At 56.7% G+C, this 26739-nt stretch carries 18 protein-coding genes and 2 riboswitches; of the genes, 15 read left to right on the top strand and 3 right to left on the bottom strand.

All coding sequences use genetic code 11. The features are described from left to right. The 12 genes from LN244_RS12080 to LN244_RS12025 all read left to right on the top strand — a co-directional run bounded on the left by LN244_RS12080 (nucleotide 1) and on the right by LN244_RS12025 (nucleotide 14367). On the top strand, nucleotides 1–1218 hold the full coding sequence (locus tag LN244_RS12080) for a type II secretion system F family protein (protein ID WP_239040035.1): 1218 nt from the start codon (nucleotides 1–3) through the stop codon (nucleotides 1216–1218). A gap of 31 nt (nucleotides 1219–1249) precedes the next feature. Beyond that, nucleotides 1250–1687: a type II secretion system major pseudopilin GspG gene (gspG, locus tag LN244_RS12075; protein ID WP_239040034.1), complete on the top strand. Its 438-nt coding sequence runs from the start codon at nucleotides 1250–1252 to the stop codon at nucleotides 1685–1687. Continuing rightward, a complete protein-coding gene (locus tag LN244_RS12070) occupies nucleotides 1668–2147 on the top strand; it encodes a GspH/FimT family pseudopilin (RefSeq protein ID WP_239040033.1) in 480 nt (159 codons plus the stop codon). The genes gspG and LN244_RS12070 overlap by 20 nt, the downstream gene beginning before the upstream one ends. Continuing rightward, a complete protein-coding gene (locus tag LN244_RS12065) occupies nucleotides 2140–2538 on the top strand; it encodes a type IV pilus modification PilV family protein (protein WP_239040032.1) in 399 nt (132 codons plus the stop codon). Before LN244_RS12070 ends, LN244_RS12065 begins: the two co-directional genes overlap by 8 nt. Then, a complete protein-coding gene (locus LN244_RS12060; RefSeq protein WP_239040031.1) occupies nucleotides 2535–3218 on the top strand; it encodes a PulJ/GspJ family protein in 684 nt (227 codons plus the stop codon). The genes LN244_RS12065 and LN244_RS12060 overlap by 4 nt, the downstream gene beginning before the upstream one ends. Next, nucleotides 3199–4143 carry a type II secretion system minor pseudopilin gene (locus LN244_RS12055; protein WP_239040030.1) on the top strand — a complete coding sequence of 315 codons (945 nt, stop codon included), beginning with the start codon at nucleotides 3199–3201 and terminating at the stop codon, nucleotides 4141–4143. The genes LN244_RS12060 and LN244_RS12055 overlap by 20 nt, the downstream gene beginning before the upstream one ends. Beyond that, nucleotides 4140–5207, top strand: coding sequence for a PilN domain-containing protein (locus tag LN244_RS12050; RefSeq protein ID WP_239040029.1), 1068 nt, complete (start codon nucleotides 4140–4142; stop codon nucleotides 5205–5207). Before LN244_RS12055 ends, LN244_RS12050 begins: the two co-directional genes overlap by 4 nt. Continuing rightward, nucleotides 5204–5797: a type II secretion system protein GspM gene (gene gspM, locus LN244_RS12045; RefSeq protein ID WP_239040028.1), complete on the top strand. Its 594-nt coding sequence runs from the start codon at nucleotides 5204–5206 to the stop codon at nucleotides 5795–5797. The genes LN244_RS12050 and gspM overlap by 4 nt, the downstream gene beginning before the upstream one ends. Then, complete coding sequence (locus LN244_RS12040; protein ID WP_239040027.1) at nucleotides 5794–6351, top strand: hypothetical protein; 558 nt, start codon at nucleotides 5794–5796, stop codon at nucleotides 6349–6351. Before gspM ends, LN244_RS12040 begins: the two co-directional genes overlap by 4 nt. After that, nucleotides 6344–7789 carry a secretin N-terminal domain-containing protein gene (locus LN244_RS12035; protein ID WP_239040026.1) on the top strand — a complete coding sequence of 482 codons (1446 nt, stop codon included), beginning with the start codon at nucleotides 6344–6346 and terminating at the stop codon, nucleotides 7787–7789. The genes LN244_RS12040 and LN244_RS12035 overlap by 8 nt, the downstream gene beginning before the upstream one ends. 56 nt (nucleotides 7790–7845) lie before the next feature. Next, nucleotides 7846–8709 carry a type II secretion system protein GspD gene (locus tag LN244_RS12030; protein WP_239040025.1) on the top strand — a complete coding sequence of 288 codons (864 nt, stop codon included), beginning with the start codon at nucleotides 7846–7848 and terminating at the stop codon, nucleotides 8707–8709. Nucleotides 8710–9252: 543 nt separating this feature from the next. Then, nucleotides 9253–14367, top strand: a complete 5115-nt coding sequence (locus LN244_RS12025; RefSeq protein ID WP_239040024.1) for a prealbumin-like fold domain-containing protein — start codon at nucleotides 9253–9255, stop codon at nucleotides 14365–14367. Between the two features lie 72 nt (nucleotides 14368–14439). Here LN244_RS12025 and LN244_RS12020 read toward each other — a convergent pair whose 3' ends face one another. After that, a complete protein-coding gene (locus LN244_RS12020; RefSeq protein ID WP_239040023.1) occupies nucleotides 14440–17358 on the bottom strand; it encodes an Ig-like domain-containing protein in 2919 nt (972 codons plus the stop codon). Nucleotides 17359–17420: 62 nt separating this feature from the next. Further along, nucleotides 17421–17518, bottom strand: a riboswitch (cyclic di-GMP riboswitch). Between the two features lie 581 nt (nucleotides 17519–18099). Between LN244_RS12020 and LN244_RS12015 the strand changes: the two genes are divergently transcribed. Then, entirely contained in the window at nucleotides 18100–18984 is an 885-nt protein-coding gene (locus LN244_RS12015) for a DsbA family protein (protein WP_239040022.1), read from the top strand. Nucleotides 18985–19213: 229 nt separating this feature from the next. Here the strand turns inward: LN244_RS12015 and LN244_RS12010 are convergent, their stop codons facing one another. Next, entirely contained in the window at nucleotides 19214–20185 is a 972-nt protein-coding gene (locus LN244_RS12010; RefSeq protein WP_239040021.1) for an IS5 family transposase, read from the bottom strand. 322 nt (nucleotides 20186–20507) lie between these two features. Here LN244_RS12010 and LN244_RS12005 point away from each other — a divergent pair, with 322 nt between their 5' ends. Together LN244_RS12005 and LN244_RS12000 are read left to right on the top strand one after the other, a co-directional pair. Beyond that, complete coding sequence (locus LN244_RS12005; RefSeq protein WP_239040020.1) at nucleotides 20508–21458, top strand: IS110 family RNA-guided transposase; 951 nt, start codon at nucleotides 20508–20510, stop codon at nucleotides 21456–21458. Nucleotides 21459–21835: 377 nt separating this feature from the next. Beyond that, a complete protein-coding gene (locus LN244_RS12000; protein ID WP_239040019.1) occupies nucleotides 21836–23833 on the top strand; it encodes a prealbumin-like fold domain-containing protein in 1998 nt (665 codons plus the stop codon). A 58-nt stretch (nucleotides 23834–23891) separates the two neighbouring features. Here LN244_RS12000 and LN244_RS11995 read toward each other — a convergent pair whose 3' ends face one another. Further along, the gene (locus tag LN244_RS11995) at nucleotides 23892–26513 is read right to left on the bottom strand and encodes an Ig-like domain-containing protein (protein ID WP_239040018.1); all 2622 of its coding nucleotides are present in this window, start codon (nucleotides 26511–26513) and stop codon (nucleotides 23892–23894) included. A 62-nt stretch (nucleotides 26514–26575) separates the two neighbouring features. Then, nucleotides 26576–26673, bottom strand: a riboswitch (cyclic di-GMP riboswitch). Nucleotides 26674–26739 lie beyond the last annotated feature (66 nt).

Genomic DNA, 26739 nt, shown 5'->3' with positions numbered 1-26739 from the left:
ATGCCCCAGTTTCTCTATCGTGCAGTGACCCAGGAGGGTGAAGAGTTCAAGGGTGAACTCGAAGCGCGTGACAGTGACAGCGTAGTGCGCCAGCTCCAGTCCAAAGGGTTGATACCGCTGCTGATTGAACCGGCTGCTCAGGGTAAAGACTTCTGGCATTGGTTGAAACTTGATAACCGTCGTCACACGCAGCTTCAGCAGGTGTATCAGTTCACTCAGGAGCTGTCGGAACTGATGCACGCGGGACTTTCCCTCGACCGCGCACTGACGATCATGTTGCAGGTCAGCCCTGATCCGGCGCAGCAGGCGCTGCTGAAGCGGGTCCAGGAGGGGGTTCAAAAGGGACGTTCACTGTCCAAAGCGCTGCAGGAACAGGACGGACTGTTTACTCCCTTCTATGTCAGCATGGTCCATGCCGCCGAGAGCGCGGGCAGTCTGGATACGGGGCTCGCCGATATGGCGGCCTATATGGAGCGCAGCAAGGCGCTCCGGGAAAAGGTTACCTCTGCACTGCTGTATCCGATGATTTTGCTCGTCGTCGCCATTCTGTCACTGATCATCATCCTGACCTACGTGATTCCCCAGTTCGAACAGCTTTTTGCCGACATGGGGCAGGCGTTGCCTTTGCCAACGCGTGTCGTGATGGCTGTTGCCGACTTTATTCAGGCATTCGGTCCCTGGGTACTCATTGGATTGGTCCTGGTCGGCATAGGGGCAAGGCGGTACCTGAAAGATCCCGAGGCGCGCTTGCGTCTGGATAGCCTGAAACTGGATTTGCCCCTGGTCGGGGGGCTCAATCAACGACTGGAGACCGCCCGCTTCAGTCGAAGTCTGGGGACGCTGCTGCGTGGAGGCGTTCCCATGGTCAGTGCCTTGCAGATTGCACGAGATACCCTGAGCAATGCGCAATTGATCGAGGTGGTGCGTCAAGCCACTGAAGAAGTCCGCGCCGGTCGCCGCCTGGCCGACCCCTTGCAGGCGAGCGGCCGTTTCCCGCTGTTGGCGATACAGATGATCCGGGTGGGCGAGGAGACCGGTGAGTTGGACGAAATGCTGCTGAAAATTGCGGACCTTTACGACCGTGAGGTGGGGGTCAGCATCCAGCGCATGCTGACCATACTGGAGCCGCTGATGATTGTCGGTCTTGGGCTGATGATTGCCGGCATCATCATGTCGATCCTCGTTGCCATCATGTCGATCAATGAGCTGCCGTTGTGACAACACTGGGGCAGCACGAAGAGGTGAAGTTATGAAACAGCGTTATCGCTCCCGATTCCTTGCCCACAGCGGTTTTACCTTGCTGGAACTGCTGGTGGTTCTGGTCATCCTCGGGTTGCTGGCCAGCCTCGTGGGACCTCAGGTATTGCGTCATGTGGGGTCTTCCAAGACTCAGACGGCAGCGCTGCAGATCGAAGAGCTCAGTGCCGCGCTGGATCTGTATCGTCTTGAAGTCGGCAACTACCCCAGCTCTCAACAGGGGCTGGATGCGCTGGTGAGCGCCCCCGGTGGCGTCAGTAACTGGAATGGTCCCTATCTGAAGAAAAAGGTCGTACGCAAGGACCCCTGGGGGAACGACTATCACTATCGCTTCCCCGGTGAGCACGGAGAGTATGACCTTTACTCGCTGGGTGCCGATGGTCGTGAGGGGGGAGATGGAGAGAATCAGGATGTGCGCAGCTGGGAGTAACCACAGAGCCGCTATCCACCACGCAGGCATGACGTTGCTGGAGCTGCTGGTGGTGCTGGTGATCGCGGCGCTGATGTTGGCACTGGTAGCACCGAATATCGGCAAGGTCCTCCCGGGGGCTGAATTCAAGGGCTTTGCACTGCAGAGTGCGGCCCTGCTCCGGGAACTCAGAAGCGAAGCCCTGACCCGTTCGGAGCGGCGTAGCCTTGAGCTCGTGGTCGATGAAGGGTGGTACAGCATTGATGGCTCCCCCCGACTGGCCTGGCCCGAGGATGTCGAGGTGGAGCTGGACGTGCGCGATTTGCCCGGAAGGGAGTCTTTGACGCCGGATAATCCTCAATTGATCTTTTACCCGGATGGCAGCAGTAACGGTGGCGTTTTATCGATGAGCCAGTCCGATGGCGACCAGTATCGAATCCGGGTCGAGGCCTTTACCGGCAGGGTGACGATCGATGGCTAGGTCGGAGACGCCGCAATCCGGATTCACCTTGCTGGAGGTGCTGGTGGCCTTCGTCATTCTGGCGGGCACGCTGGGCGTGATGATGCGCATCAATGCTCAGGCCCTGGATACCAGTATGCGTGCCGCTGAGCGGCAGCAAGCGTTGATGCTCGCCGAATCGCAACTGGACAGAGTGCTGGCGCGTTCTGACTTGTTGCCCGGGACTGAGCGGGGGGACTTTGAACTGGACGGCTTTCGCTGGCAGCTGGAAGTCAGTCCGTTCACGTTTCCGGGCCAGGAGGAACTGGTGATGGAGTCCAGAATCATTCCCTACCGCATTGATATTTCAGTGTATTGGGGGGCGGCATCGGAGCTGCAATTAACGACACTCAGGTTGGGAGTCGCACCATGATGTCCCGTCGCATAAACGGCTTTACGCTGGTTGAACTGCTGATTGCGCTGGTCCTGATGGGATTGGTGATGATGCTGCTGTTTGGTGGTTTGCGGTTGAGTACACGCAGCTGGGACAGCAACGACCGGTATCAGCAGCAGGTGGCGGAACAATTCCAGTTGCAGCAGCTGTTGCGCTATCTGGTGTCACAAGCGAGAAACCAGCGGGTACGTGGGCCGGGCGGAGAGGTTTCGCTGGCCTTCATGGGGGCTGCCGATGAGCTGGTTTTTGTGGCGCCCGGGCGTGCAAGTGAGCCGGATGATTCGCTCTACTGGTACCGATTGTTCATGAGCGATCAGCAGGAGCAAAGTGCGCTGGTGCTTCAGGCCCGTCCTTATGAAGAAGCGGAGTGGGTGGATTGGGAGATGCTGTTTTCCCCCGGTGAACTGACGGCAGAGGGGGAGGAAGTCCTGATCGAAGAGTATGCCCTGATGTCGCTGCCGACCGCTCAACTTGAGTTGAGCTACTGGGAGCAGCCGGATCAGTTTCTGGTGTCACAGGCCGACTGGATTGACCAGCTGCAGCTGCCCAGACTGGTTGAATTCAGGGTTCTGACCCCTGATGCCGAAGTGTCCGCCCGGTCCTGGCCTCCACTGGCCATCGTACTGGAGGAATACAGCCATGCCTTGCGTCAGCGCTAGTCGCGAGAAGGCGGTTAATCCCGTGCCCCGTGGAGTGATTCTGGTCACTGTCCTCTGGGTGCTGGTGTTGTTGAGCCTGATCGCAACGAACCTGTCTTTGGCAAGCCGCAGTTTCAGTCGTCAGACGTTGAATGTGGAGCAGGGAACCCGGGCAGGGCTGGCAGCGGATGCGGGTATCAGCTGGGCGATGTGGAACCTGCAGCAACCGCCCGCCGATGGTTGGCTGGCAGACGGAGCCGTGCACTGGTTGTGGCTGGATCAAACCCGTGTCGGCGTCAGACTGCAGGATGAAAGCGGCAAGCTGGACCTGAATGCGGCACCGGCCGAGCTGTTGGATGCTCTGCTCTTGCCGGTGATCGAGGACAGCCTGCAGCGTGCGCAGCTGGTGGCCGCCATCGAGGACTGGCGTGACAGCGATGATCTGGTGCGGCTGAACGGCGCAGAGGTTGCCGAATATCAGGCTGTGGGCCGTGAGGCTGGCCCGGCCAACCGACCCTTTGCCTCGCTGCAGGAGTTGAACCTGGTCCTGGGCATGAGCAACGAGATATACACCTACCTGTTGCCTCATCTGACGTTGATGACGCGGGTACGCACGGTCAACCCCAGGGTGGCCTCGTTCGAAGTGCTGATGGCGTTGCCCAACGCCAGTGAACAGGTTGTCAGAGACTTCATCGAGCAGCGCCGAGAAGCCTGGGAGCAGGGCCTGCCGTTTCCTGAACTGCCGTTTGATGCTGCTCCCTATACCGATGAACGGCGCAGCGGTTTGCATTTTCGCGTAGACGTTGAAGCCCGCCTGGGGGAAGAGGTTCGCTTGCGGCGTGCGGCTCGTCTGATGAGACAGGGCGCCCGCATACGGCTGACTCCCGAACGACCCTTGCCCGGTGACATACCCTGGGCAGGTCCAGAAGAGGAAGGCACATCATGAAGACACAAGCAGGCCAACTATTCCTGCTGGTCAGTCGAGTCAGAATGTTCTGGAACTGGTGGCTGACCGAGCTGCAAGCAGCCGTACCGGCTCGCTGGCGCAGGCAATTGAAAGCACGGGTGCGTCAGCTGACCTACACCGGCGATGCCTTTGAACTTGAACAGGGTGGCAAGCCCCTGCGGATCGACAGGGACCAGCTGAATGGCAACCCGGCATTAAAAGGTTGGCAGCATCAGGGCAGGGAGCGTAACCCCTTGCTGGTCGTGTTGCCACTGAAGCTGCTGCTGCACAAAGTGATCCAGTTGCCGGCAGCGACCGAGCCCCGGCTTTCGGCCGTGCTGGGATTCGAGCTGGATCGCCATACTCCATTCAGTGCCGATCAGGCCAGTTACAGTTTCAAGGTGCTTAAACGGGATCGGACACTTCAGCGCATTGAGGTTGATCTGTTTGTTTTACCCAATACTCGGCGTGAACAACTGTTGCAGACCCTTAACAATGCGGGCCTGAAACCTGACTGGATCCTGCCTCAGGGGCAGGAGGCTGATCCCCATTTGCGCAATCAGCTGAACCTGTTGCCGGAAAGCCAGCGTCCGCACAAGCAGATTCGCAACCGTTGGCCGTGGCTGGTGCTGGTGGCGGCAGCGTTCGTACTGGCCATCCTGTTCTACTATCAGGACAGGCACTTGCAGGCTTTGCAGGCCGAGGTCGGACCCCTGCAGCAGCAAGCGGAAGAGGCGCAAACGGTCAGGGGGGAGGCCAATACTCTGGAGCAGGGATGGCGCTTTCTTTACGAGCGCCGTATGGCGCAGCCTTCGCCGCTGGTGCTGCTGGATGAGGTGACGCGGCAGCTGCCGGATCACACCTGGATTAATCGGCTGGAACTGGAAGGAGGGGAGCTGCAGCTTCAGGGCGAATCGTCCAGTGCTTCCGATCTGATCAGTCAACTTGAAGGATCTGCGTTGCTGCGCAACGTCAGCTTTACGTCTCCTGTGACGATCAACCCCCGCTCAGGCCGCGAGCGCTTTGGTATTCGTGCCCAGGTGACCCAGGAGGTGCAGCCATGAACGCTTCGTCTTCTACTCGCAGCCGATGGCTGGCACTGGGGCTGTTGTTGCTGGTGGTGCTGTTGCTGGTGCGTGTACTCCTCGTGCCTCTGTGGCAGCACTGGTTTACGACGGCCGATGCGATTGATGCTCTGGAAACACGTATCGATGTCTACGAACGGTTGATCAGTGCCTTGCCTCAGGAGCAGGAACACCTGCGCGTGCTCAAGGCCAATACACCGGTAGCGGAGTGGCTGCTGGAGGAATCGACACCGGCACTGGCTGCGGCCAGGTTACAGCAGCTGCTGCACAGCCAGGCGAGCCGGAATGGGGTCCAGGTTATCAGTACCCAGATCGTCAATGTCGATGATTCAGGCGTGTTACAGCCGGTGGCCATTCAGGCTCACCTGAGAGCGGACCTGTCCGAGCTGGTCAGTTTGCTGTATCAGCTGGAGGCCGGACAGCCGCTGCTGTTTTTCGACAGCCTGGCACTGTTGGCCAACCCCAGGGCTCAGAACCGGACACGGCAGAGCCGCAGCGGCGCCAACGTCAACCAACTGGATGTACGGCTGAACCTGACCGGCTATACAGCAGGGGAGGCTGAGCTATGAACTATCCAATCGGTTTTTTGGTGGCTGTGTTGCTCCTGTTTGGGGTTCACACCTCAGCCAGCGCCGAAACCACGCCTGCTGACAGCGGTGAAGGCCTGCCGGCTTTGTCGTTGCCGCCATTTCCTCCACTGAGCCAATTCAATGAAATTCTGGAGCGCCCCCTGTTCAGCCCCAGCCGCAGACCCGCTGCTGACGACAACGCCATGCTTGGCATGGCAACCGCAGAAGAACTGAGAGAACAGTGGAAGCTCACGGGCATCATGCTGGTCGGAAGCGAATTCAAGGCGATGCTGAGGCAGCGAAATGGTGATCAGCATCGAATACTGGGGACCGGTATGCCGCTGGACGATACCTGGGTCCTGACCGAGATCCACGGCAACGACATCCTGTTGGAAGCCGGAGATGTACAGGTACTGATGCAATTACGAGAACCGAGGGACACCGAACCCAGAGAGGTTCCTGCCAATGAACGTACAGAAGCAAAGGATGAAGGTGCCGATGGTGCGGCATCTCAGCCAGACGAGCCACAACCCAAGGAGGTGTCCAATGAATAACTGCGTCTCTTCAGCTGTGGACCACCCGCGGGGGATCAAGCGCGCGGTGCGCCACCTGATCTTGCTCTTTGCAGTGATGGGGCTTAGCGCCTGTGCACTGGAAGGCACACAGAACCCGAATGCACTGGATAGCCCCTGGCGTCAGCCGGATGAAGGCCGTTACAGCTTCACCTCTACGTCCCGTACGACCAGTGAGGCCAGTGTTTCACCCACCAATGAGGGGGCTCGCTACAGTGTGGAAAGCTCCAGTACTCCCGGAGGGGAAAGCCCTCGCGCCGAGTACTTCACGGGAACGGGTACCTTCATCGACCTGAGCGCATCGCCCCCGGGCGAGCCCATCAACGGCGATATCACCTTCAATTTCCAGGATGCCGAGATCAGTGAAATCGTTCGCACCATTCTCGGCGATATTCTGCAGGTCAACTACATTCTGGATGATCGGGTGAGAGGGATTGCCAACATGCAGACGGTACGCCCGATCAACCGCGAGGCACTGATCCCAACACTGGAAAAGCTGTTGCAGGTGAACGGAGCGGCGTTGGTGGATCAGGGAGACTTCTATGAGGTGCTGCCCATCGACAGTATCAATGGCGGTACAGTGAGCCTCAAAGCCAATTTGAGTGCTGACCGAGGCTACCAGATGCTGGTTATTCCGCTGCAGTATATCGGTGCTCAGGAGATGGTGAAGATTCTGGAACCCATGAAACCGAGGCAGGGCTTGCTGGAAGCGGATGTGCGCCGAAACATGGTGACGCTGGCTGGCACTCAGGCAGAGTTGATTAACCTCAAGGAGACCATCAAGGCATTCGATGTGGATCAGTTACAGGGGATGTCCGTTGGCCTGTTCCGGTTGCAGGCCGTCGACCCTGAACTCTTGATGACCGAACTGGAGGTGATCTTCGGTGATGGCGCTGAAGGTCCCCTGGCGGGCGTCGTCAGCTTCCTGCCGATTGAGCGGTTGAACGCACTCTTGGTGATTACGCCGCAAAAGAAATACCTCAGAGATGCAGGCGCCTGGATTCGGCGGCTGGACCGCACGGAAGGTGCTCAGGGGCTGGGCATGTACGTGTATTACGTGCAGAACGGGCGGGCCGAGAACATGGCTGAAATGCTGGACGAGTTGTTCGCTGGGCAGCGCCGCAGCCGTGCCGACCGTGACAGCAATCAGCCGCGACCCGCGACACCGGCCAGTGAGGACGCAACCGGGGAAGGTGAGAGCGGAGCCGCGCAGAGAGCTGACACGGCGAAGATGAGGACGCAGACGCGAGCACGACGCCGCCAGCGAGCGCGCGAGAGCGGAACAGCGCGCACAGACGCGACGCGCACGCGCAGTGACGCAGGACAGCCAGACAGAGCGCGCGCGAACGCAGACGACAGCGAGACCGGCACGGCCGACAGACCGCAAGAGAGACGCCGAACGACGCACAACACCGACTAGCACATGCATGTCGGTGATGTGATCATTGCCGACAACGAGAACAACGCACGTTGATCATGGCCTCGCCAACTGACTACGACAAGGTTTATCGGGCGATCCAAAAGCTCGATGTACTGCCGTTGCAGGTGCTGGTTGAGGCCACCATCGTTGAAGTGTCGCTGGAAGATGAGCTGCGCTATGGCCTTAACTGGTTCTTCAAGAGTCACCTGAGTGGCTCCAGCAAAGGCGTGGGAACGCTTGGCAGTTTCTCACTGGCCGCTGCTGATGTGATCAACAGTGCCACCTTTGAAGTGTTCAAGGCTGGCGAGACACGTGCCTTGCTGAACCTGCTGGCTTCGGACTCGCGGCTTAACGTGATCTCCTCACCATCGCTGATGGTGCTGGACAACCGCACGGCAGAGATTCGGGTCGGAGATCAGGTGCCGATTCGTACCTCATCGACCACCAATACCGCCAGCGACAACCTCAACACCACGAGCACGATCCAATACCGCGATACCGGTGTGCTGCTGGAAGTGACTCCCAGAGTGAATGCCGGGGGGATGGTGGTGCTCGATATCACCCAGGAAGTGAACGATGTGGCTGAGGAAACCACCAGCTCCTCGATAGACTCACCCACGATCACTCAGCGTCGAATCAACACCAGCGTGGCTGTTCAAAGCGGCGAAACTCTGGTGTTGGGAGGCCTGATCAAGGAAAGTCGCAATAACGGCAGTGAAGGCGTGCCCTACCTGCGCCACATGCCGGTGATCGGCTGGGCCTTCGGCAGCCGTGGCAAAAGTGTATCGCGCACCGAACTGGTGGTCATGATCACGCCCACCGCCGTGACCGATACCGCCGATGCGCGTGAGGTGACCCGAGAATATCAAAACAAGCTGCGAGGACTGGAGTTGCCTGCGCGACCCATGGATAAGCGTTAATCTCCACTGTTAGTTCCCCCTCCTCAACAGGCCCGGCACTCGTCGGGCCTGTTTTATTGTTGGTACTCCTGTTTACTGCTCCTTACAGGCGGTTGAAGCTCTTCCAAGCTATTGATTATTAAGAGCCTGTATAGGCTGGCGTTTCAATTGGCTATCAAGTTGCTGAACATATCCCTCCCTCTTCTACACCATAAATATCTTTGAAAGTCCTTATAAATCATGGCCTTGAATGATTGGCACGTTCCTTGTACCAAACAGGGCACCATGCGGCTTTGGCGATTGAATGACGCCAGGCGTATTTCCCGATGCTGAAGGAGATGAGCCTGGTGGTAGAGGGGTGAGGCGAAGCCTCGATTCTCAACTATTCATCAAGCCATTGTGATGCTGACTGCTGTGGTACCCATACCGGGGCTGCAGTGGTATCGGAGCTGAGGAAAACCGAGCAGTGTGCCAAAGCCGCAATCAGCTACCGAGCGCAAGGGGAGATGGAGCAACTCGACACGGGTTCAACAATAACAAGGCCCATGTCGAAGGAGGTGGGACATGTCGTCCCGAAATTCATATGCCATCAGCTGGCGAAAGCTGCTCTGGATGCCTTTTGCATTGGCCATGTTGCTGATGTCCTGGGCTTCTCAGGCAACTGAACCGGTGCAGATTGGCTTTACTCTGGAAGGCTGTCGTCTGGAAACGGGCGCAACCTATGATCAAACGACCTTTACCTGTACCGATGAAGGCTACGTCACCGGTAACCTGGGTAAACAATGGAACGAGCTGGACTATGTGCCGCACAGGGTCACCCTGCATAACGGTAACGGAGCCCAGACGTTCGACTTCATCGTGGCCGGGGACTATACCCCGAACAGTGTCAGTACCGTGGGCTGGGATGATATCACCGAGCTGACGCTCAATACCGCCCTCTCAGACGGTACCTGTAACCCTGTTGTATCGGGTCCGGTTTCGATCACGCCTCCAGGCGATGGTGCCGGTGGGGCCTACGAGACCATCTATCGTGAGATCGAAGCCACCATGGCAGCCGGTGAAACCTGTGTGTATGACTATGCACAGCGTCTGTCGTTAGGGGCCAGTGAGTTCAGTGGTTCTTCGCTGCAATCCAACCTATGGAACGAGTTTTTCGCGAACTCCAACATCGGTCAGAAGCGTATCCAGTTGCCGGTGGCCGACATTCTGCCGCAGGACCTGAACAAGGATATGAATGCACAGCAGGATACCGTTTACATCTGGAACCTGACCAAAACCGCCACCCCGTCTGATCTGTCGTTCCAGAACAGCTGTGAACGCGACGATCCGATGACCGAAACCACCACCATTCGGATCGAGTGGCAGCGTTTGCCGGGTGAGTCCGGCATGGTCACCGTGGTCACCAACATCTACGCCTACAACCCGGCGCATCTGGATGTTCACGTCAGCGTGACCGACCGGATCTACGGTAATCTGGGCAGTGGCGAGGTGCTTCTGGGCACTGCCAGCGCAGATGATGTGCTGGTACCGGCCGGTGACACCGTCAAGTTGCTGACCCACACCATTCCGGATGTGGATCCTAATGTCTATGGCCTGAACGATATTGCCCATGCCACCTACAAGATCGGTGAAATTGAAGTACCCGGACAGACTGATGCTTTCGCCTCAGCCGAGGTACAGCCGAGCGGTAATGAAGTAGACGCAACTTCAGTCATTACGGATGTGGAAGGCCCGATCTCCGGTTTGGGCTACATGTTCTCGGTTGATTCCGTCGATGGCAGTGGCGACTTTACCGATGGCTACACGCTGGGCAGCATGACCGCTGGTTCGGTGAGCTGGGCATCCACAGAGCAGACAGGCGATGGCTATGTCGAATTCGTCAAAACCATCTACCTGGATGAGCCGCGAGATAGCCAGGGTGAACTGCCGGATACTGCAACCCTGCAGGCCTCCAATGGCTACAGCGTCAGCAAGAATGCCAGTGTAACCTTCGCGGACTACCCGCTGGTTGAACTGACCATTCACAAATCGATCGACCTGACACTGGATGATGGGGAAAGCGCAAGCTTCTTCTTCGATGTCTACCAGGTTGTTGAAGGTGACGACGATCTTCTGGTCGCCGAAAACGTCGAAATCGGCTTCGGCCCGGGTGAACTCAGCAACCATGTGGTTGTGGGTAACCTGGATCCGAATCAAACCTATCGCGTCGTAGAAGTCAGCGGCAGTGATGGTTTTACGCTGGATAGCGAGCAACAGGCTAGCATCCTGCTGCCGATCTGTGGCGGCGATGTCTACTTTGTTAACGAAGCTGAACCCGCCAAGGCCAAAGCGATCAAGGTCACCGTGCCTGCAAGCGAAAGTCCGGCTGGCTTTGAGTTCCTGTTGACCGGCCCGGGGCTGGGTGCTGGCGTTGCCGCAACCTCTGATGGCGATGGCAATGCGTTCTTCAGTGCCGACCTGTTCGAGGGTGAATACACCATCACCGAACTGCCGCGCGAGGGCTGGGAACTGACCGATGTCAGCGGTGGCGAGTCTAACAGTGTGGCAGGTGCTTACTGTACCTTTACGGTTAACCTGCCGGAGAGTGCAGATTACGAGTTCTACTGCACCTTTGAAAACACCAAGCTGGCGACCATCATCATCACCAAAGTCGTGGAGGGTAACAACGCGCTCAACCTGGCGGGTGATTTCTACTTCGACAGCAGTGTGGGCAGCTTCGATGCCTTGCTGGCCGCACAGAGCTGGCATTTCGACAGCAGCGCACTCTCAGGTGACAGTGTGTCCCATACCTTCACCAACCTGTCTCCGGGCAGTTATGACGTGACCGAGATGGACCCGACGCTGAGTCTGTTCAGTCTGACTGACATCAGTTGTACTGACCCGACTGCCGATAGCTCAACCGGCGGCTTTACCGCCAACATTGCGCTGGCAGCTGGTGAGACTGTTGAGTGTACCTTCACCAACACCAAGCTGGCGGCTCCGGGCAACCTGATCATCTACAAAACCACCATTGGTGATATCGGCAGCTTCGACTACGTCAGTGCTGATGGCAGCCTGCCGCCGTTCAGTCTGGCCACCTTGAGTGAAAACACCCCGACCACCGGGCCTCAGGCAACCTTCCTGAACCTGGAACCGGGTGTTTACAACCTCAACGAAGTGGTGCCGACAGGCTGGGATCTGACCGGGCTGTACTGTGTGGATGACCGGGAGATCTATGCCCCGACAACCTGGGATCAGGGTACGGCTGCTGTTAGCGTCAGTATCGATGATGCCGAAACCGTCGAGTGTTACTTCGAGAACACCAAGCGCGGTAAGGTCCTGGTGGATAAGGTGACTTACCCGTCCGGTGACGAGCAGTACTTCGACTTCACCTCCAGTTTCGGACCTTTCGAACTGCAGGATGCAAGTCCGCTGTTTGACTCTGGTCTGGTGGTTCCGGGCATCTACAACGTCGCAGAAGTAGGTGAAGCCGGTTGGGATCTGACCAACTACTACTGCAGCGATGGCAGCGATCCGAGTGCGATCGATCTGGCCCCGGGTGAAAACGTGACCTGTACGTTCGAGAACACCAAGCGCGGTAAGGTCCTGGTGGATAAGGTGACTTACCCGTCCGGTGACGAGCAGTACTTCGACTTCACCTCCAGTTTCGGACCTTTCGAACTGCAGGATGCAAGTCCGCTGTTTGACTCTGGTCTGGTGGTTCCGGGCATCTACAACGTCGCGGAAGTGGGTGAAGCCGGTTGGGATCTGACCAACTACTACTGCAGCGATGGCAGCGATCCGAGTGCGATCGATCTGGCCCCGGGTGAAACCGTGACCTGTACGTTCGAGAACACCAAGCGCGGCCAAATCATCATCACCAAAGTGGTGGAAGGTAACAATGCCCTCAACCTGGCGGGCGACTTCTACTACGACAGTGGTGTAGGCAGCTTCGACGCCATGCTGGCTGCACAGAGCTGGCACTTCGACAGCAGCGCCCTTTCCGGTGACAGTGTCTCCCATGCCTTCATGAACCTGCTCCCGGGCAGTTACGACGTGACCGAGATGGACCCGACGCTGAGTCTGTTCAGCCTGACTGACATCAGCTGTACCGACCCGACCGGTGACAGCTCAACCGGTGGCTTCACCGCCAACATCGAGCTGGCACCAGGCGAAACTGTTGAGTGTACCTTCACCAATACCAAGCTGGCGGCTCCGGGCAACCTGATCATCTACAAAACCACCATTGGTGATACAGGCAGCTTCGACTACATGAGTGCCGATGGCACCCTGCCGCCGTTCAGTCTGGCCACCTTGAGTGAAAACACCCCGACCACCGGGCCTCAGGCAACCTTCCTGAGTCTGGAACCGGGTGTGTACAGCCTCAATGAAATGGTACCGGCAGGCTGGGATCTGACCGATCTCTACTGTGTGGATGATCGCGAGATCTTTGCGCCGACAACCTGGGATCAGGGAACGGCTTCAGTCAGTGTCAGCATCGATGATGCCGAAACCGTCGAGTGTTACTTCGAGAACACCAAGCGCGGCTACATCATCGTCGATAAGGTGACCGATCCGGCAGGCGATCTGCAGGAGTTCGGCTTCAATCCGGACTATGCTGATCCGTTCTTCCTGGCTGATGCCAGCACACCGCACATGTCCGATGCGCTGGTATACGGTATCTACTCCGTAAGTGAAACCGTACCGGATGGCTGGGATCTGACCGACTCCTACTGCAGTGATGGCAGTGATCCAAGTGCCATTGATCTGCAGCCGGGCGAGACCGTGACCTGTACCTTCGAAAATACCAAGCGTGGTATGGCAGAAGTACTGAAAACCGTCTCCGGCATCGCGCCGAATGGTCTCTATCCGGTCTTCAACTTCCAGATTCTGTCTGGCGGTAGTGCGGTTGCCGAAGCGACCAGCGATGCAATCACCGGTTTTGCGACCTTCAGCTGTGTTGCTGGCGCAGACCCGAGCATCTGTGTCGACGTTGGCGGTATGGCCAAGCTGGTACCGGGGGACTACGAGTTCTGCGAACTCGATGTTCAGCCGGGCTGGACGCTGACCGGCAGCGGTAACGAAGGCCTGCTGACCTGGTACTCCTGGAGTATCGGCGAAGACTACATGGGTGAATGTGCCGCCTTCATGCTGAGTCCGGATGAAACCGAGCAGTTCGATGTGGACAATACACCGCCTCCGGGTGGCAAGGCCCACACCATCGGCTTCTGGAAAAACTGGACCAGCTGTGACGGCAAGGGTAACCAGTATGATCGCTGGCTGACCGATCCGGAATTCTACAACATTCTGGATGAGTTCCTGCCGATCTACCTGCACCCGGAAATGGAAGTCAACCTGTGTGCCGTAGGTGTCGATATCCTCGACAAGCGCGACTATGCGGACCCCGCAATGGTGGGTGATGGTAGTAAGAACGCCAGCGATGCCGCCTATGGCCTGGCTGCCCAGCTGATGGCTGTACAGCTGAACATTGCGGCTGAAGCGGCTGTCTGTCCGGAACTGATGGATGCCAAAGTAGCTGCCGAGCAGCTGCTGGTTGAGATCGGTTTCACCGGCACAGGCGACTACCTGAGCAAACCGAAGGGAACCGACCGGTTACTGGCTCAGGAAGCCAAGTACCTGGCCGGAATTCTGGATAGTTACAACAACAACCTGCTCTGCCCGTTCGTCAACGGTGACTGAACAGGGCCCTTCACGGGCATAAAAAAGCCGCAGCGGGGCAACCCGCTGCGGCTTTTCTCGTTGTCAGGAGGGTTACTTGTTATTGCCCTTGCCCTTACTGCCGGAAGTCGTACCGCCAGAGTCGCCAGCGATCAGCTGAATGTAGACAGTGGCCGTCGCTGACTTCTCCCCATCGGAAATGATGTAGCTGAAGCTGTCATCCTGCTTGAACGGCTTGCCCGGTGTATAGGTCAGAGTGCCGTTGGCATTGAGTCGAACTTCGCCCTTGCTGCCCTGGGTAAAGCCGGTGATGCGCAAGGCGCTGCCCTCGGGGTCATGATCATTACTCAGCACCGGAATGGTGACGCTGGTAATGCTGTTCAGCGTGACACTGTCATCAGTTGCGACGGGCGCCTTGTTAACGGTCGGTTCCGGCGTGGGCTCAGGGGCCGCGGCAACACTGATGCTGACAGTGGCTGAATCGGTCGCTCCCTGAGCGTCACGAATGGTGTAGCTCAGGCTGGTGGTGCCGCTGAAGCCGCTGGCAGGTGTGAAGGTCAGAGTCCCGTCTGCATTGATCGCGGCACTGCCCTGATTGGCGTTAACAGAGACCAGTGTGATTGCATCGCCTTCAGGGTCGTAGTCGTTGGCCAGAACTGCAATCTTCACGGCTGTTTCAAAAGCGGTACTGGCGCTGTCGTTGTTCGCGACCGGAGCGCGGTTGGGGGCAGGTGCAACTTCAATGCTGATATTGGCACTGTCACTGCCGCCACGTCCGTCACTGATGCTGTAGCTGAAACTGGTCAGCCCGCTGAAGCCGGTCGCCGGTACGTAGGTGATGCTGCCATCGGCATTAATGGCGGCAGAGCCGTTGGTCGCATTGACCGCGGTGACCTGCAGCGCATCGCCATCAGGATCGGAATCGTTGGCCAGAACCTTCACGGTGACCGGTGTTTCAAATGCGGTGCTGGCGGTGTCGCTCATGGCATTGGGAGCACTATTGGCGATCGGGTTGTCGATCACCAGAGAAACGCTGTCCTGAGCCTGCAGGCTGCCTGAAGTGGCGGTCGCATTCAGTGTGTAATAACCATCCGTCGCCGTATCGGCTGTGGTGATGGTCCAGCCGAGGCTGCGCGTTTCACCGGGTGCCAGTGTCAGACTGGTGCTGGCCAGCGCGTTGTTCCAGCCGGCAGGTACACCGGTGCTCAGGTTATAACTGCTGCTGGTACATGCGCTGCCGTCACGGTTGGTGAGCGTGAGCGTGTAGCTCTGACTGGCACCTGCCTGTGTCCAGACGGTTTCTCCCGGGGTGATGCTCAGAGCCGGTGCGACAGGGGCACAGCTTTCAGCGCTGCCATCCAGCTGGACATTCACGCCAGCGCGACTGCCGTCAACCCACTCTGTTGCCAGGGTGACCCCTGCATCGGTATCGGTGAACTGGCGACCCACTTCCAGAGCAGGATCACGCGTGTCCGTGTAATTGGACGCCGTGCTGCCCGGTGTCATATCCAGCATGAAGCTGCTGTTACCCTTGTTGCTGATGCCGGTATGCACGACCACACCGTTTTGTACGTTGGCGTTGCTGCTCAGGATACTGTCATAGCCGCTGCCCTGACGGTACTCAACATAGAGCCAGCTCTGCTCACCGGAGGCGGCGTCAATGCCGCGGGCAATTTTCAGTGCCTTGGGGCCAGAACCGGGCAGGGTTGCATAGGGCTCGAGTGCGTGCACGCCGCTGCTGGTGACCGTTTGAATGTGGCGGCTGTCGAGCCATCCCAGGCGCTCCTTCTGGAAAGCGGTGAAATGACCGCTGACGCGCCCCATGATGTCGACGCCGTCGCCGTACTCGTCATTGGTGCAGTTGCTGCCCATGACCTGTGAACCACACTCCAGAGCATGTGAGTGGAAGAGGCCCAGGTTGTGTCCCATTTCGTGGGCAATGGTGAACCAGTACATGGAGCCGTTGATCAACATGGTGGAGGTGGTACCACCCACAGAGCCGACACCGGAAAAGCCACAACCGGAGGTGCTGGGCATGGCGAAAATCAGACGGTTGTACTGCCCAAGGTCATAACCGGCATTTCGTGCAGCGGTGGTCGCTGCATCGACAATAGCGGTCGTGTTGCAGCCGGAACTGCTGATTGAGAGATTCAGCCAGGGTGTGACGTCACCGGTCAGCCAGGTCTGACCGAAAGAGTTTTCATGAATAAAGTCGCTGGCCTGATCGAACACGGTGCTGCGTGCCTGCTCGGGTGTCCAGGGCTCGGACCGGTTATCGGTGAAATTGACGTTGATGACCAGCGTGGTCTGGGCGCCCAAGGTCGCACTGGTCGCCTCGGCGGTTCCGCCGTTGCTGCCGCCGGTTGCATCACCGCCTGCGGCCAGCATCAGCTGGTCGGCATCGACCGCCATGTCGCCATCGACAGAAGCGGTGCGCTGATCGTTGAACAGGGCACCGGTCAGCTCCACCTTCTGTCCATGATGCAGCTCGGGACGGTTGCCGGCCACATGCATTTCAAAGCGTTCACCAAAGGGTGTTTTCAGGAAATGACGCAGTTTGTGAGAACCGTCTTCATAGTCTTCATAGAAGACTTCCAGCTCACCGGCCAACTCAACTTTCTGTTCCAGCTTGGCAAGCACATCGGCCGGCATGCCAACCTGTTTCTCTTCCGGAATGGCTGCGCTGAGCACGGCAGCAGGGTTCGAGGCCATCAATTCCAGTAAGAAAGCACGGCGTTGCTCCGCTTTTTCGACCATCTGCTCCGTCAGGCGCGCTTTCTCTGTCCCCTGAGCCTTGGCCCAGCGTTTTTGGATAGCCATCAGTCCCTGAGTGTGTTCAAACGCCTGCTGGCGTGCGGCTTCAGCTTTGGGGTTCGGAGCCGTGAGTGCTGCCTGACCGGGCTGAAGGGCGTGGCCGGGTGCCGCCTGTGCAGGCAGGGTGATGAATCCGAGCGTTGCGGTGATAGCGGTCGCCATCAATGAGCGAGCAAGCGTGGGTCGATCAAGGCGCATGGATCTCTCCTGAATAGTGATAATCGGAGTGATCCTCCAGCCGGGGCAGGGCACATCTCTACTTCGGTAGTCCGGCGGGCCTGATATAACCAGTGCTAAGGGCACATCAGGTTCCGTGACTTTGCGCCACCCGTTTTCACGGGGTTTGCCTTTTCGGTAGAGGATCAAAATTTAATAAAACGTTTATGCCCGGGCTGCCTGCGGATGGAATGTTAATGTTTCATTCAGAATACACTGTATTAACAACGTTACTTATCAGAGAAAATATTGTTATTTCAGTGATATAGCGTCTTTTTCCGCTTAGGCTTATGTATAGGGCATATAACATGTTTCTGTTCGGGATTGATAATAACAAGGAGCAATTGTCGAGTTAAGAGGAGGGTTTTGTGTTAAGTTTAAGTACATGTTTTAAAAGTGATTCGTATAGTTTACAAAAAACATTTTTCTTTTGTTATTTGTTTATTTGATGAAACATTTTTGCTGTGTTAAGTGCAATAAATCCTTGCTCTGTCTTATTTATAAGACGCTGAAAGCGCATAAGTGTTAACTATAATTTACACATTTTCTTAAAAACAGGGCTGGAAAAATTTATAGAATATTTTGTTATAAATGATTTCATAAGTATTCTCACGGCGCTGCTCCCCAGGCTGAGCTACGCTTAGGTTGCTCATCTGCATAAAAGTGAAGGCGGTGAGCTTCATGGCCCGTTTCGATCTCTCAAGCGTTTTCAGGAGGGGAAAGATGAGTCTGCCAGCGCGTTTCTCCGCTAGTGTCATCCATCTGTTGATTTGCCTGGTTGGAATCGGGGCTGTCCTTATGTCTCCGGTTTCTGCAGATGAAGTGTCGGAGCCGGATCCGGCAATGGTAGAACGGCTGAAAGCCGAGGTTATAAAGGAGATTAAAGAGAGCGGTGTGTTGCAGCAGGAGATAGAAGCCGGTATTGAAGCCTACATTGCCCGCGAAAGGGAATCTCGAGTGAAGGCTCAGCAGCAGGCACGTCTTGAGCAGGAGCAGCTGGCTTCACACAACCTTCAGAGCGTGCGCCGTTATACCCAAGGCAGGGATCATCTCTATGGTAACCCGGATGCAACCATCACGTTGGTCGAGTACTCGGACTTTGAGTGCCCCTATTGCAAGCGTTTCCATAACACACCCAAAGCACTGGTGGAGCAGTATCAGGGGCAGGTCAATTGGGTTTATCGACATTTTCCGTTGAGCTTTCACAACCCGGGTGCTCAAAAGCAGGCAGAAGCTTCCGAATGTGTGTTCGAGCAGGGAGGCGATGCGGCTTTCTGGACATTTGCCGACACGCTCTATCAGCAGACCCGGTCTGGCGGGAATGGCTTCCCGTTGGGAAAACTGGGTAGCCTGGTGGAGAAGCTGGGTCTTGATAGAGCCATGTTCCAGCAGTGTTTGGACAGCGGTAAATACGCTGATCGCGTAAAGGAGGATCTTGTAGAGGGCAAGCGTCTGGGGATCACCGGAACGCCGGGAAATGTGCTGATTAATAATGTGACTGGACAGGTGGTACTCAAGGTCGGTGCTCATCCGTCCGGAATTTTTGTCCGTGAAATAGACACGATGCTCTCCGAACCAAACGTCTCGTCCTCCGAATCGGCACAGTAATATTGGCCGATCAATCCTCCGTGCACACCGCTGTCGATGTCGGAACCGGCAGAAAATACAGTGGTGTAACACGGCATTAATAAAGATTTACTACGAAAACCTAAGGAAGCTGTGATTAAGTCCGGGATACCGGGCTGATCCTCTATTCTTATCTGAGCAGCCCCCTCAGGAGCGCGGATTGACCTGTCTTAGGTTGGTCATAACTGCCCTTTGAGGCAGTCCAGACGGATTAACCCTGTGCTCTCAACATCTGATCCACACGAACAACGTTGGCCAGCGCAAATAGCATCGCCAACTTGCCGTCGTTTTTCATCAGTCCGCGATAACGTGCTTTCACAAAGCCAAACTGGCACTTGATGATCCGGAAGGGATGTTCCACTTTTGCCCGCACACTCGCCTTGAGATATTCGGTGCGGATTCTGACTTTGTTGATGCGGGGATGCTTTTTCAGAGCTTGGAGCGTCCCCGGTCTTTCTGCGATGTGCCAATCAGCCCGAACATGCTTCAACTCATCCCGTTTCTCCGCGCCACGGTATCCCGCGTCCGCGAAGATAAAGGACTCATCACCATGCAGTACATGACCGGCCTGATTAAGATCGTGCTCATGAGCCGCTGTCGTCGTGAAACTGTGAGTTACTCCGGTTCGTGCATCAACACCGATATGCGCCTTCATTCCAAAGTGCCATTCATTGCCTTTCTTGGTCTGATGCATCTCCGGGTCACGCTCACCGGCTTTGTTTTTGGTCGAACTCGGAGCCTCAATAATGGTGGCATCAATCAGCGAGCCTTCTTTGAGCAGGACACCGGCTTCCGACAGCCACTGGTTCACCTCTTCAAAAATCTGGCGAGCTAAACCGTGCTGTTCCAGCAGGTGTCGAAACTTCAAAATAGTGGAGTGATCAGGTATCGCCTTGTCCAGTGACAGGCCCGCAAAGAGTCGCATGGATGCAATCTCGTACAGTGCATCTTCCATGGCGGGGTCACTCAGGTTGTACCACTGCTGCATACAGTGAATCCGAAGCATCGTGGACAACGGGTACGGTCGGCGACCGTTGCCTGCCTTGGGGTAATGAGGTTCGATAACCGCTTCGAGACGGGCCCATGGGATCAGCTTATCCATCCGCCCAAGAAACTTCTCTTTCCGGGTCTGGCGACGCTTGTTGCTGAACTCGCTATCAGCGAATGTGAGCTGCTGATCCATCCGAACGTCCTCAATGTGTTTGTACCGGGGATTGTCTCATGCTGGGGACTTGTTCACATGTTCCCTAATCAATTCAAAAGCTTATGTTTTGTGTAGCGGTTTGTTGTACCGCCTTGTATGGATAATTCCGTGTGTTTTCCGGGTAAATTGGGACCCACCCTCAACGGCCATTGAGGGCCTTCATGCAGCAGCTCGGTGTAGCGCCGGCTCCTCTTGCGAGAGACCGATAACAAGTGTGTAGCGCTGCATGACTCTTTAGCGATAACTCGAACAGTCATCGGGGCCCCGAGCCCGCATAGCAAGGCAGAGTCAGCTTATTACCATGAACACGGAAAGCCAAATCAGCATCAACGTCGGCGTAGACGTCGGCAAATCCAAACTCGATATCGTCCTGCATCCGCTGGACCTCCATTTTCAAATTCCGAACGACGAGGACAGCATTCTCAAGGTCGTTCACGTGCTGAAAAAGCGCAACATCGAACGCATCGTGGTCGAAGCCACAGGGCGCTATGAACACGCCTTCGTGTTTGCCTGCGACCAGGCGAATCTACCCATTGTCGTCGTCAACCCCATCAGTGTCAGACGTTATGCGCAGGCCATTGGGGTACTGGCCAAAACGGACAAGATTGACGCCGGTGTCATCGCTCGCTTCGCGGCCACCATACAGCCCGAGATCAAGCCGATTCCAGACAAACAATCCCGTCTTATTAAGGACTTGCTGATTCGACGCGGCCAGCTCCTTGAGATGCAGACGATGGAAAAAAACCGTCTCCAGATCCTACCCAAGGCGCTACACCGCTCCATCAAAACCTTGCTGCGCTCCTTACAAACTCAGATCAACACCATCACCAAACAGATCGATGAAGCGGTTATGCAGGTCAAGCACTGGCGTGTCAAAACCGAGATCCTGACCAGTGTACCCGGCGTTGGAAAAGTCCTCGCCTATACCCTGCTCAGCGAGCTGCCAGAACTCGGCAAACTCAACCGCAAAGAGATCGCTGCCCTGGTTGGTGTCGCCCCCATGAACCGCGAAAGCGGTACCTGGAATGGCAAGCGACGCATCCGGGGAGGTCGTCACCGTATCCGCACAGTCATGTTTATGGCGATGCTGTCATCAATCCAATGTAACCCTGTGTTCAAACGCTTCTACGAGCACCTGAAGGCGCAAGGTAAGCTGCCCAAAGTGGCCATCATTGCCTGCATGCGCAAGCTCATTGTCGTGCTCAATACCATGCTCAAAAACGAAGAGCTCTGGCGTCAAAAAACAGCCTGATTATTTATGCTGGACACCACAGTCACTTGTTAACGTTCGTTCCCCCAATAACGCCTTTTCTTTTCAAAAACTTTCTTAAATTCAGTAGCTTATATTATTGGCACGCCCCTTGCAGTTCAGTTGGCAGCAGTCTTGGGTGCGGGTGAGTGCCGCGTCTGATACTGGAGGGGAGCGCAGATCATTCGTAATGTCGTTTTGTGCTCCCGCTGAAGGTGGCTTCACTCTGGTCACTGCATGGTCGAGGGAGTGTCATGCGACAGGCAGCGTACGAGGGCAAGGGGACCTGTCGAATCCACCGGATACAGGGAGAGCAAAAACAACCACTAATGACTGGGATGGTGGGCGAGAGCGAGCCTTTGTGGTCATGGAGGTGGGAAATGAAATCTTTCAAATATCGATGTACAGCCTCGTTAACGCGATTGTTCAAATTGCTTGCGCTCAGTTTGCCTCTGGTTTTGGTACTGGCATTTAACCCCGGTGATGCATATGCCGTGTGCCAGGGGCCGGCCAGTACGACGCCGTCGCTGTTCGAAGATGATGACGGCGATCTGGCGTATACCGGAACCTGTGCCGATGGTGTGACCGATTCGGACCTGGACTGGAATGACTTCGATCCGGTGACCTGGATCGGAACAGCACCTGATCAGACCGGGTCATCGGAAGCAATGGGCTGGCGCTTCGTGGGTGTCGAAGATGCCCAGGTATCGTCTGATGATATCGGCTTCGTTGGTGGTACCAAACAGGATGATGAGTGTGCCATTGTGCGAAATGCCAAGTCGCTCAACAAGGGTGACCTCAAGCGTATCTATCTGTCTGATAATACGATCAACGGAGACATTTTCCTGAATCTGGCCTGGGTTCGAATTCCTCAGAACTCAACCACCGCTTCGGCCCACGTCGCCTTCGAATTCAACAAGGGCGAAACACCCTGTCCGAGCGGCTCGGATGGACTGGTCGAACGTTCACCGGGCGACATGTTGATCGTGTACGACTTCGAAGGTGGTGATGCTGCGCCGACCATCAAGCTGGCACGCTGGACTATCACTGCAGGCGATTCCTGTGATGTAGCCAGTCATGCACCGCCGTGCTGGGGGACCGCGACTGAACTGGTTTCCGTCGGTGCTGCCGAAGCCGCTGTTAATGTGGGTGGAAGTGTTCAGGACTTCCTTGGGCCTGATGGCGCAGAATGGCTGGGACCGGTTGAATTTGGTGAAGCCGGTATCAACCTGACCGCAGCCGGTGTCTTTGCACCGGGTGTGTGCGAAAGCTTCGGTTCGGCCTTTGCGGTCAGCCGCTCGTCCGGTAACTCGGGTACCGCACAGATGAAAGACCTGGTCGGTCCGACACCTTTCGAGCTGGATAACTGCGGTACCATCATTATCGAGAAAGAAACTATCGGTGGCGATGGCACCTTTGGCTTCTCGGTTTCCGGCCTTGATCTGACCGCGGTATCCACCTCCGGTGGTTCCAGTGTCACCAGTAACAGCTTCAACCTTGTGACCAGCAGCAACTATGACGCTATCACCATCACTGAGGTACCCGTGGGTGTGTACACGGTTGAAGAAATCAGTGCCGGTGCCGGGTTCTCCTTCAAGGATCTGGTGTGTGTGGATGACTCTGATGGTGGTTCCAATAATGTGAACACATCTTCACCGTCCTCCCTGCAGACCGGTGGCTCACCTGTCGCGACTATCCGGATGGATCTGAAGGAGCAGGTCACCTGTACCTTCCGTAACGAACAGGCCTACCTGACCGTTAACAAGGCCGTGGTTAACGCCTGTACCGGCAATAATAACGACGGTGGTGTGTTTGACCTGCTGATTGACGGCTTCGTTGAAGCAAACGATGTGGGTAACGGCGGTACAACCGGCTCGGTAACTGTCGGAGTCGGCAGCCACACTGTCAGTGAAACCAACGGTGACAGTTCAGCCGTCGACGAATACTACGTCGAGATCAGTGGTGACTGTGACAGCAGTGGCAATGTGTCGCTGGTGGGTGGTGACAGCAAGTCCTGCACCATCACCAATGTGCGCTTGCCGCATATCAAGGTGACCAAAGTGGTCAATGGACCGGCTGCCGCATTTGACCTCTATATCGATGGTCAGCTGGTGTTTGATGATGCCGGTAACGGCGATTCCGCTGAAGTGGCGGTTTCCCTCACCGGTCCTCATACCATCAGTGAAAAAGCCAGTGATGGCTCTGATGTAGATCCGGCAGCCTGGTTGACTGCCATAACCTGCAGTGATGGTACTTCTGTTCAGGCTGCTACCAGCCTGTCCGGAATTTCGGCCGGCTCGGGTGAGCTGGTGGAATGCACCATCTACAACAATGCGGTTTCAGCAGCGGCCGCCTGTGTCGAGCCGAACGGTTTGTAACGGCTTGACCTGATATAAACGATTAAAGGCGATGGGGGTGACCCCATCGCCTTTTGCGTTACTTGTTGGGCCCGCTTCCCTTGCCGTTACCCTTGCCGCCTGTGGTGCTTCCATCGGTGCTGCCACTGTCGGTACTGGTGCCGGGAGACACCAGGACGACAGCTGAAGTGGTATGAAGGCCGTCACTGATGGTGTAACTGAAACTGTCTGGACTGTTGAAATTCTTGGCAGCCGAGTAGGTCAGGGTGCCATCCGCGTTGAGGCTGACTCTGCCTTTGCTGCCCTGAGTCACCGCGATCACCTCGATCTTATCGCCATCCGGATCGTAATCGTTACCGAGTACGGCAATGGTGACCGAGCTGCCTTTTGACGTTGTGGCGCTGTCATCATTGGCGATCGGGGCAGTATTGGTTGCCGCGACCACTGTAACGATGACGCTGGCGCTGTCGCTGCCTCCCTTGCCATCAGTCACGGTATAGTCAAAGCGGTCGGTTCCGCTGAAGCCTGCTTTGGGCTGATAGCTGAGCGTACCGTTGGCATTTACGCTGACGCTGCTGTTACTGCTGGCATACACGGCCGCGATGCTGAGGCTGTCGCCATCAGGATCAGAGTCGTTGGCGAGGACGGCAATGGTCAGCGGGCTGTTCTCGGCTGTTTCAGCAGCGTCATTCTGGGCCGTCGGTGCACTGTTGGTGTCGGGTCTGCTGACCACGTAAGTGGCAGTGGTGGTTGCTCCATGGGTGGCGGTTGCAGCACTGATCACGACATCATAGTAGCCATCAATCGCCTCGCTGGCGGAGGTGACGCTCAGGTCCACAGATGCACTCGCACCCGGTGCCAGTTGCAACTGGTTGCTGCTGAAAGCCGCGGTCCAGGCAGAAGGAAGTACGGCTGAGAGGTTAACCGTGGCGTTGCTGCAATTGAGGCTATCGTTATTGGTGATGGCCAGTGTGTAGATGACGCTGCTGCCCGGGGCTACCCAGGGACCGACGCTCGGAGACAGTGACAGTGTCGGTGCTGCAGTCACACAAGGCTGGGGGCCCAGCGCGACATCGACGGCCACGCCATTGGTGTCATTCCACAGAGTGCTGATGGTCACACCGGCTGCAGAGTCGGTAAAGCTGTCGCCCGTCATCAGGGCCGGGTCAGCCCAATCGTCCCAGGGATCACTGGACGGAGTCATGTCGAGCAGGTGGCTGCTGTTGCCATCTGCATCCTTGGCGGTGTGTACGACCACACCATTCTGAACATTGGTATTGGTGGCGAGGAAATTATCGAAGCCAATGGCCTGGCGATACTCGATGTAGTACCAGCTTTTCTGGCCGGTTACCGGATCGACCTCTTTCAGTACACGCAACGCCTTGGGTTTGGTGCCGGGGGCTGTTTCGTAAGGCTCAAGCTCATAGGTGCCGTTGGTTTCGGCGGTGACCAGTCCGTTCAGCCAGCCCAGACGTGCTTTCTGGAAGGCATTGAAATGAGCGCCGTTGCGGTTGCCCATGGTATCGAGCAGGTCGCCATACTGAGAGACAGAACAGTTATCCCCGACAGCAGTGGCACCACAATCACTGGACTTGGAGTGATACAGGCCGAAGTTATGGCCCAGTTCGTGGGCCACGATATTGAGCCTGAAGCTGCCGTTGATCCACGCCGTGCCCGGGTTGCCTCCCATGGTACCCAGCCCGGCCCAGGAGCAGCTGTTCTTGGGGAATACATAGAGGTAGCGGTTATAGCCGGAGGTGTCGACGCCCGCCTGAGCGGCTGCCTCGTTGGCCAGGTTGGCAATGCTGACATAGTCACAGCTGGTGCTGCTCAGCGGCAGGGTATACCAGCCGGTGACGTCACCGCTCAACCAGGTCTGGTTGTTTGAGTTCTCACGGAGGAAGTCGCTGACCTGACCAAAGACCAGATCCTGGGCCTGCTGCCGGGTATACGGCTGATCGGTCTTGTCCTGGAAGTTGACCAGGAAGACGAGAGTACGCTTTTCACCGAAGGTGTTGGCCAGCTCCGCGGCAGGTGTGCCACCATTGCTGCCACCGTCCGGGCCGCCATCGGCAGCCAGGGTGAGAATGCTGTCGTCATCCGATGCCAGTGCCAAGTGACCATCGGTGTTCACATCGTCCAGTAACAGGCCATTGACCCGTACGCGAGCTCCGTTCAGCAGTTCTGGGCGCTTGCCGGCATAGTGCAGTTCGAATCGCTCACCAAAGGGTGTCTTGAGGAAATGGCGCAACCGGTGGCTGCCGTCTTCATAATCCTCGACGAGGGCCTCCAGTTCACCTTCGGTTTCCAGTCGCTGGGAAAGCAGGGACTGAACTTCCGCTGGCATCCCCAGCTGCTTCTGTTCAGGAATGGCGACTCGAATGACCTCAGCCGGATTGCTTTGCAGCAACTCCAGCAGAAAAGCATGGCGTGCTTCGGCCTGAGCCAGAAGCTGCTCCAGCGCTTGTGCCCTGTCACGCCCCTGCGCCTTCAGCCAGCGCTTCTGCAGCGCCAGCAGCGACTGAGTGTGATCGTAGGCTTGCTGTCGAGCTTCAGCAGAGGTCATGTTGGGGGCGGTTGCCGCTGCATGTGAATGAGCATGATCCTGCGCTGCAATTGCAGGCGCTGCTGTAAAGCTCAAGGCTGCGGTCAGGCCAGCGGTTAACAGAATGTTGGCAACAGAGGGACGTGCGCGGTGCATGGATCTCTCCTGAATAGTGATAATCGGAGTGATCCTCCAGCCGGGGCAGGGCACATCTCTACTTCGGTAGTCCGGCGGGCCTGATATGACCAGTGTCAATGGCACATCAGGTTCCGTGACTTTGCGCCACCCGCTTACACGGGTTTTGCCTTTTCGGTAGAGGATCAAATGTTCATTCAGCATCACCCGAGTGGCAGGTGATGGCTGTTCTTCAGCCTCGGTCAGC

The sequence above is a fragment of the Marinobacterium sediminicola genome, assembly GCF_022343685.1.
Classification (GTDB): Bacteria; Pseudomonadota; Gammaproteobacteria; order Pseudomonadales; family Balneatricaceae; genus Marinobacterium; species Marinobacterium sediminicola.
This window is presented reverse-complemented; position numbering and strand designations above follow the sequence as displayed.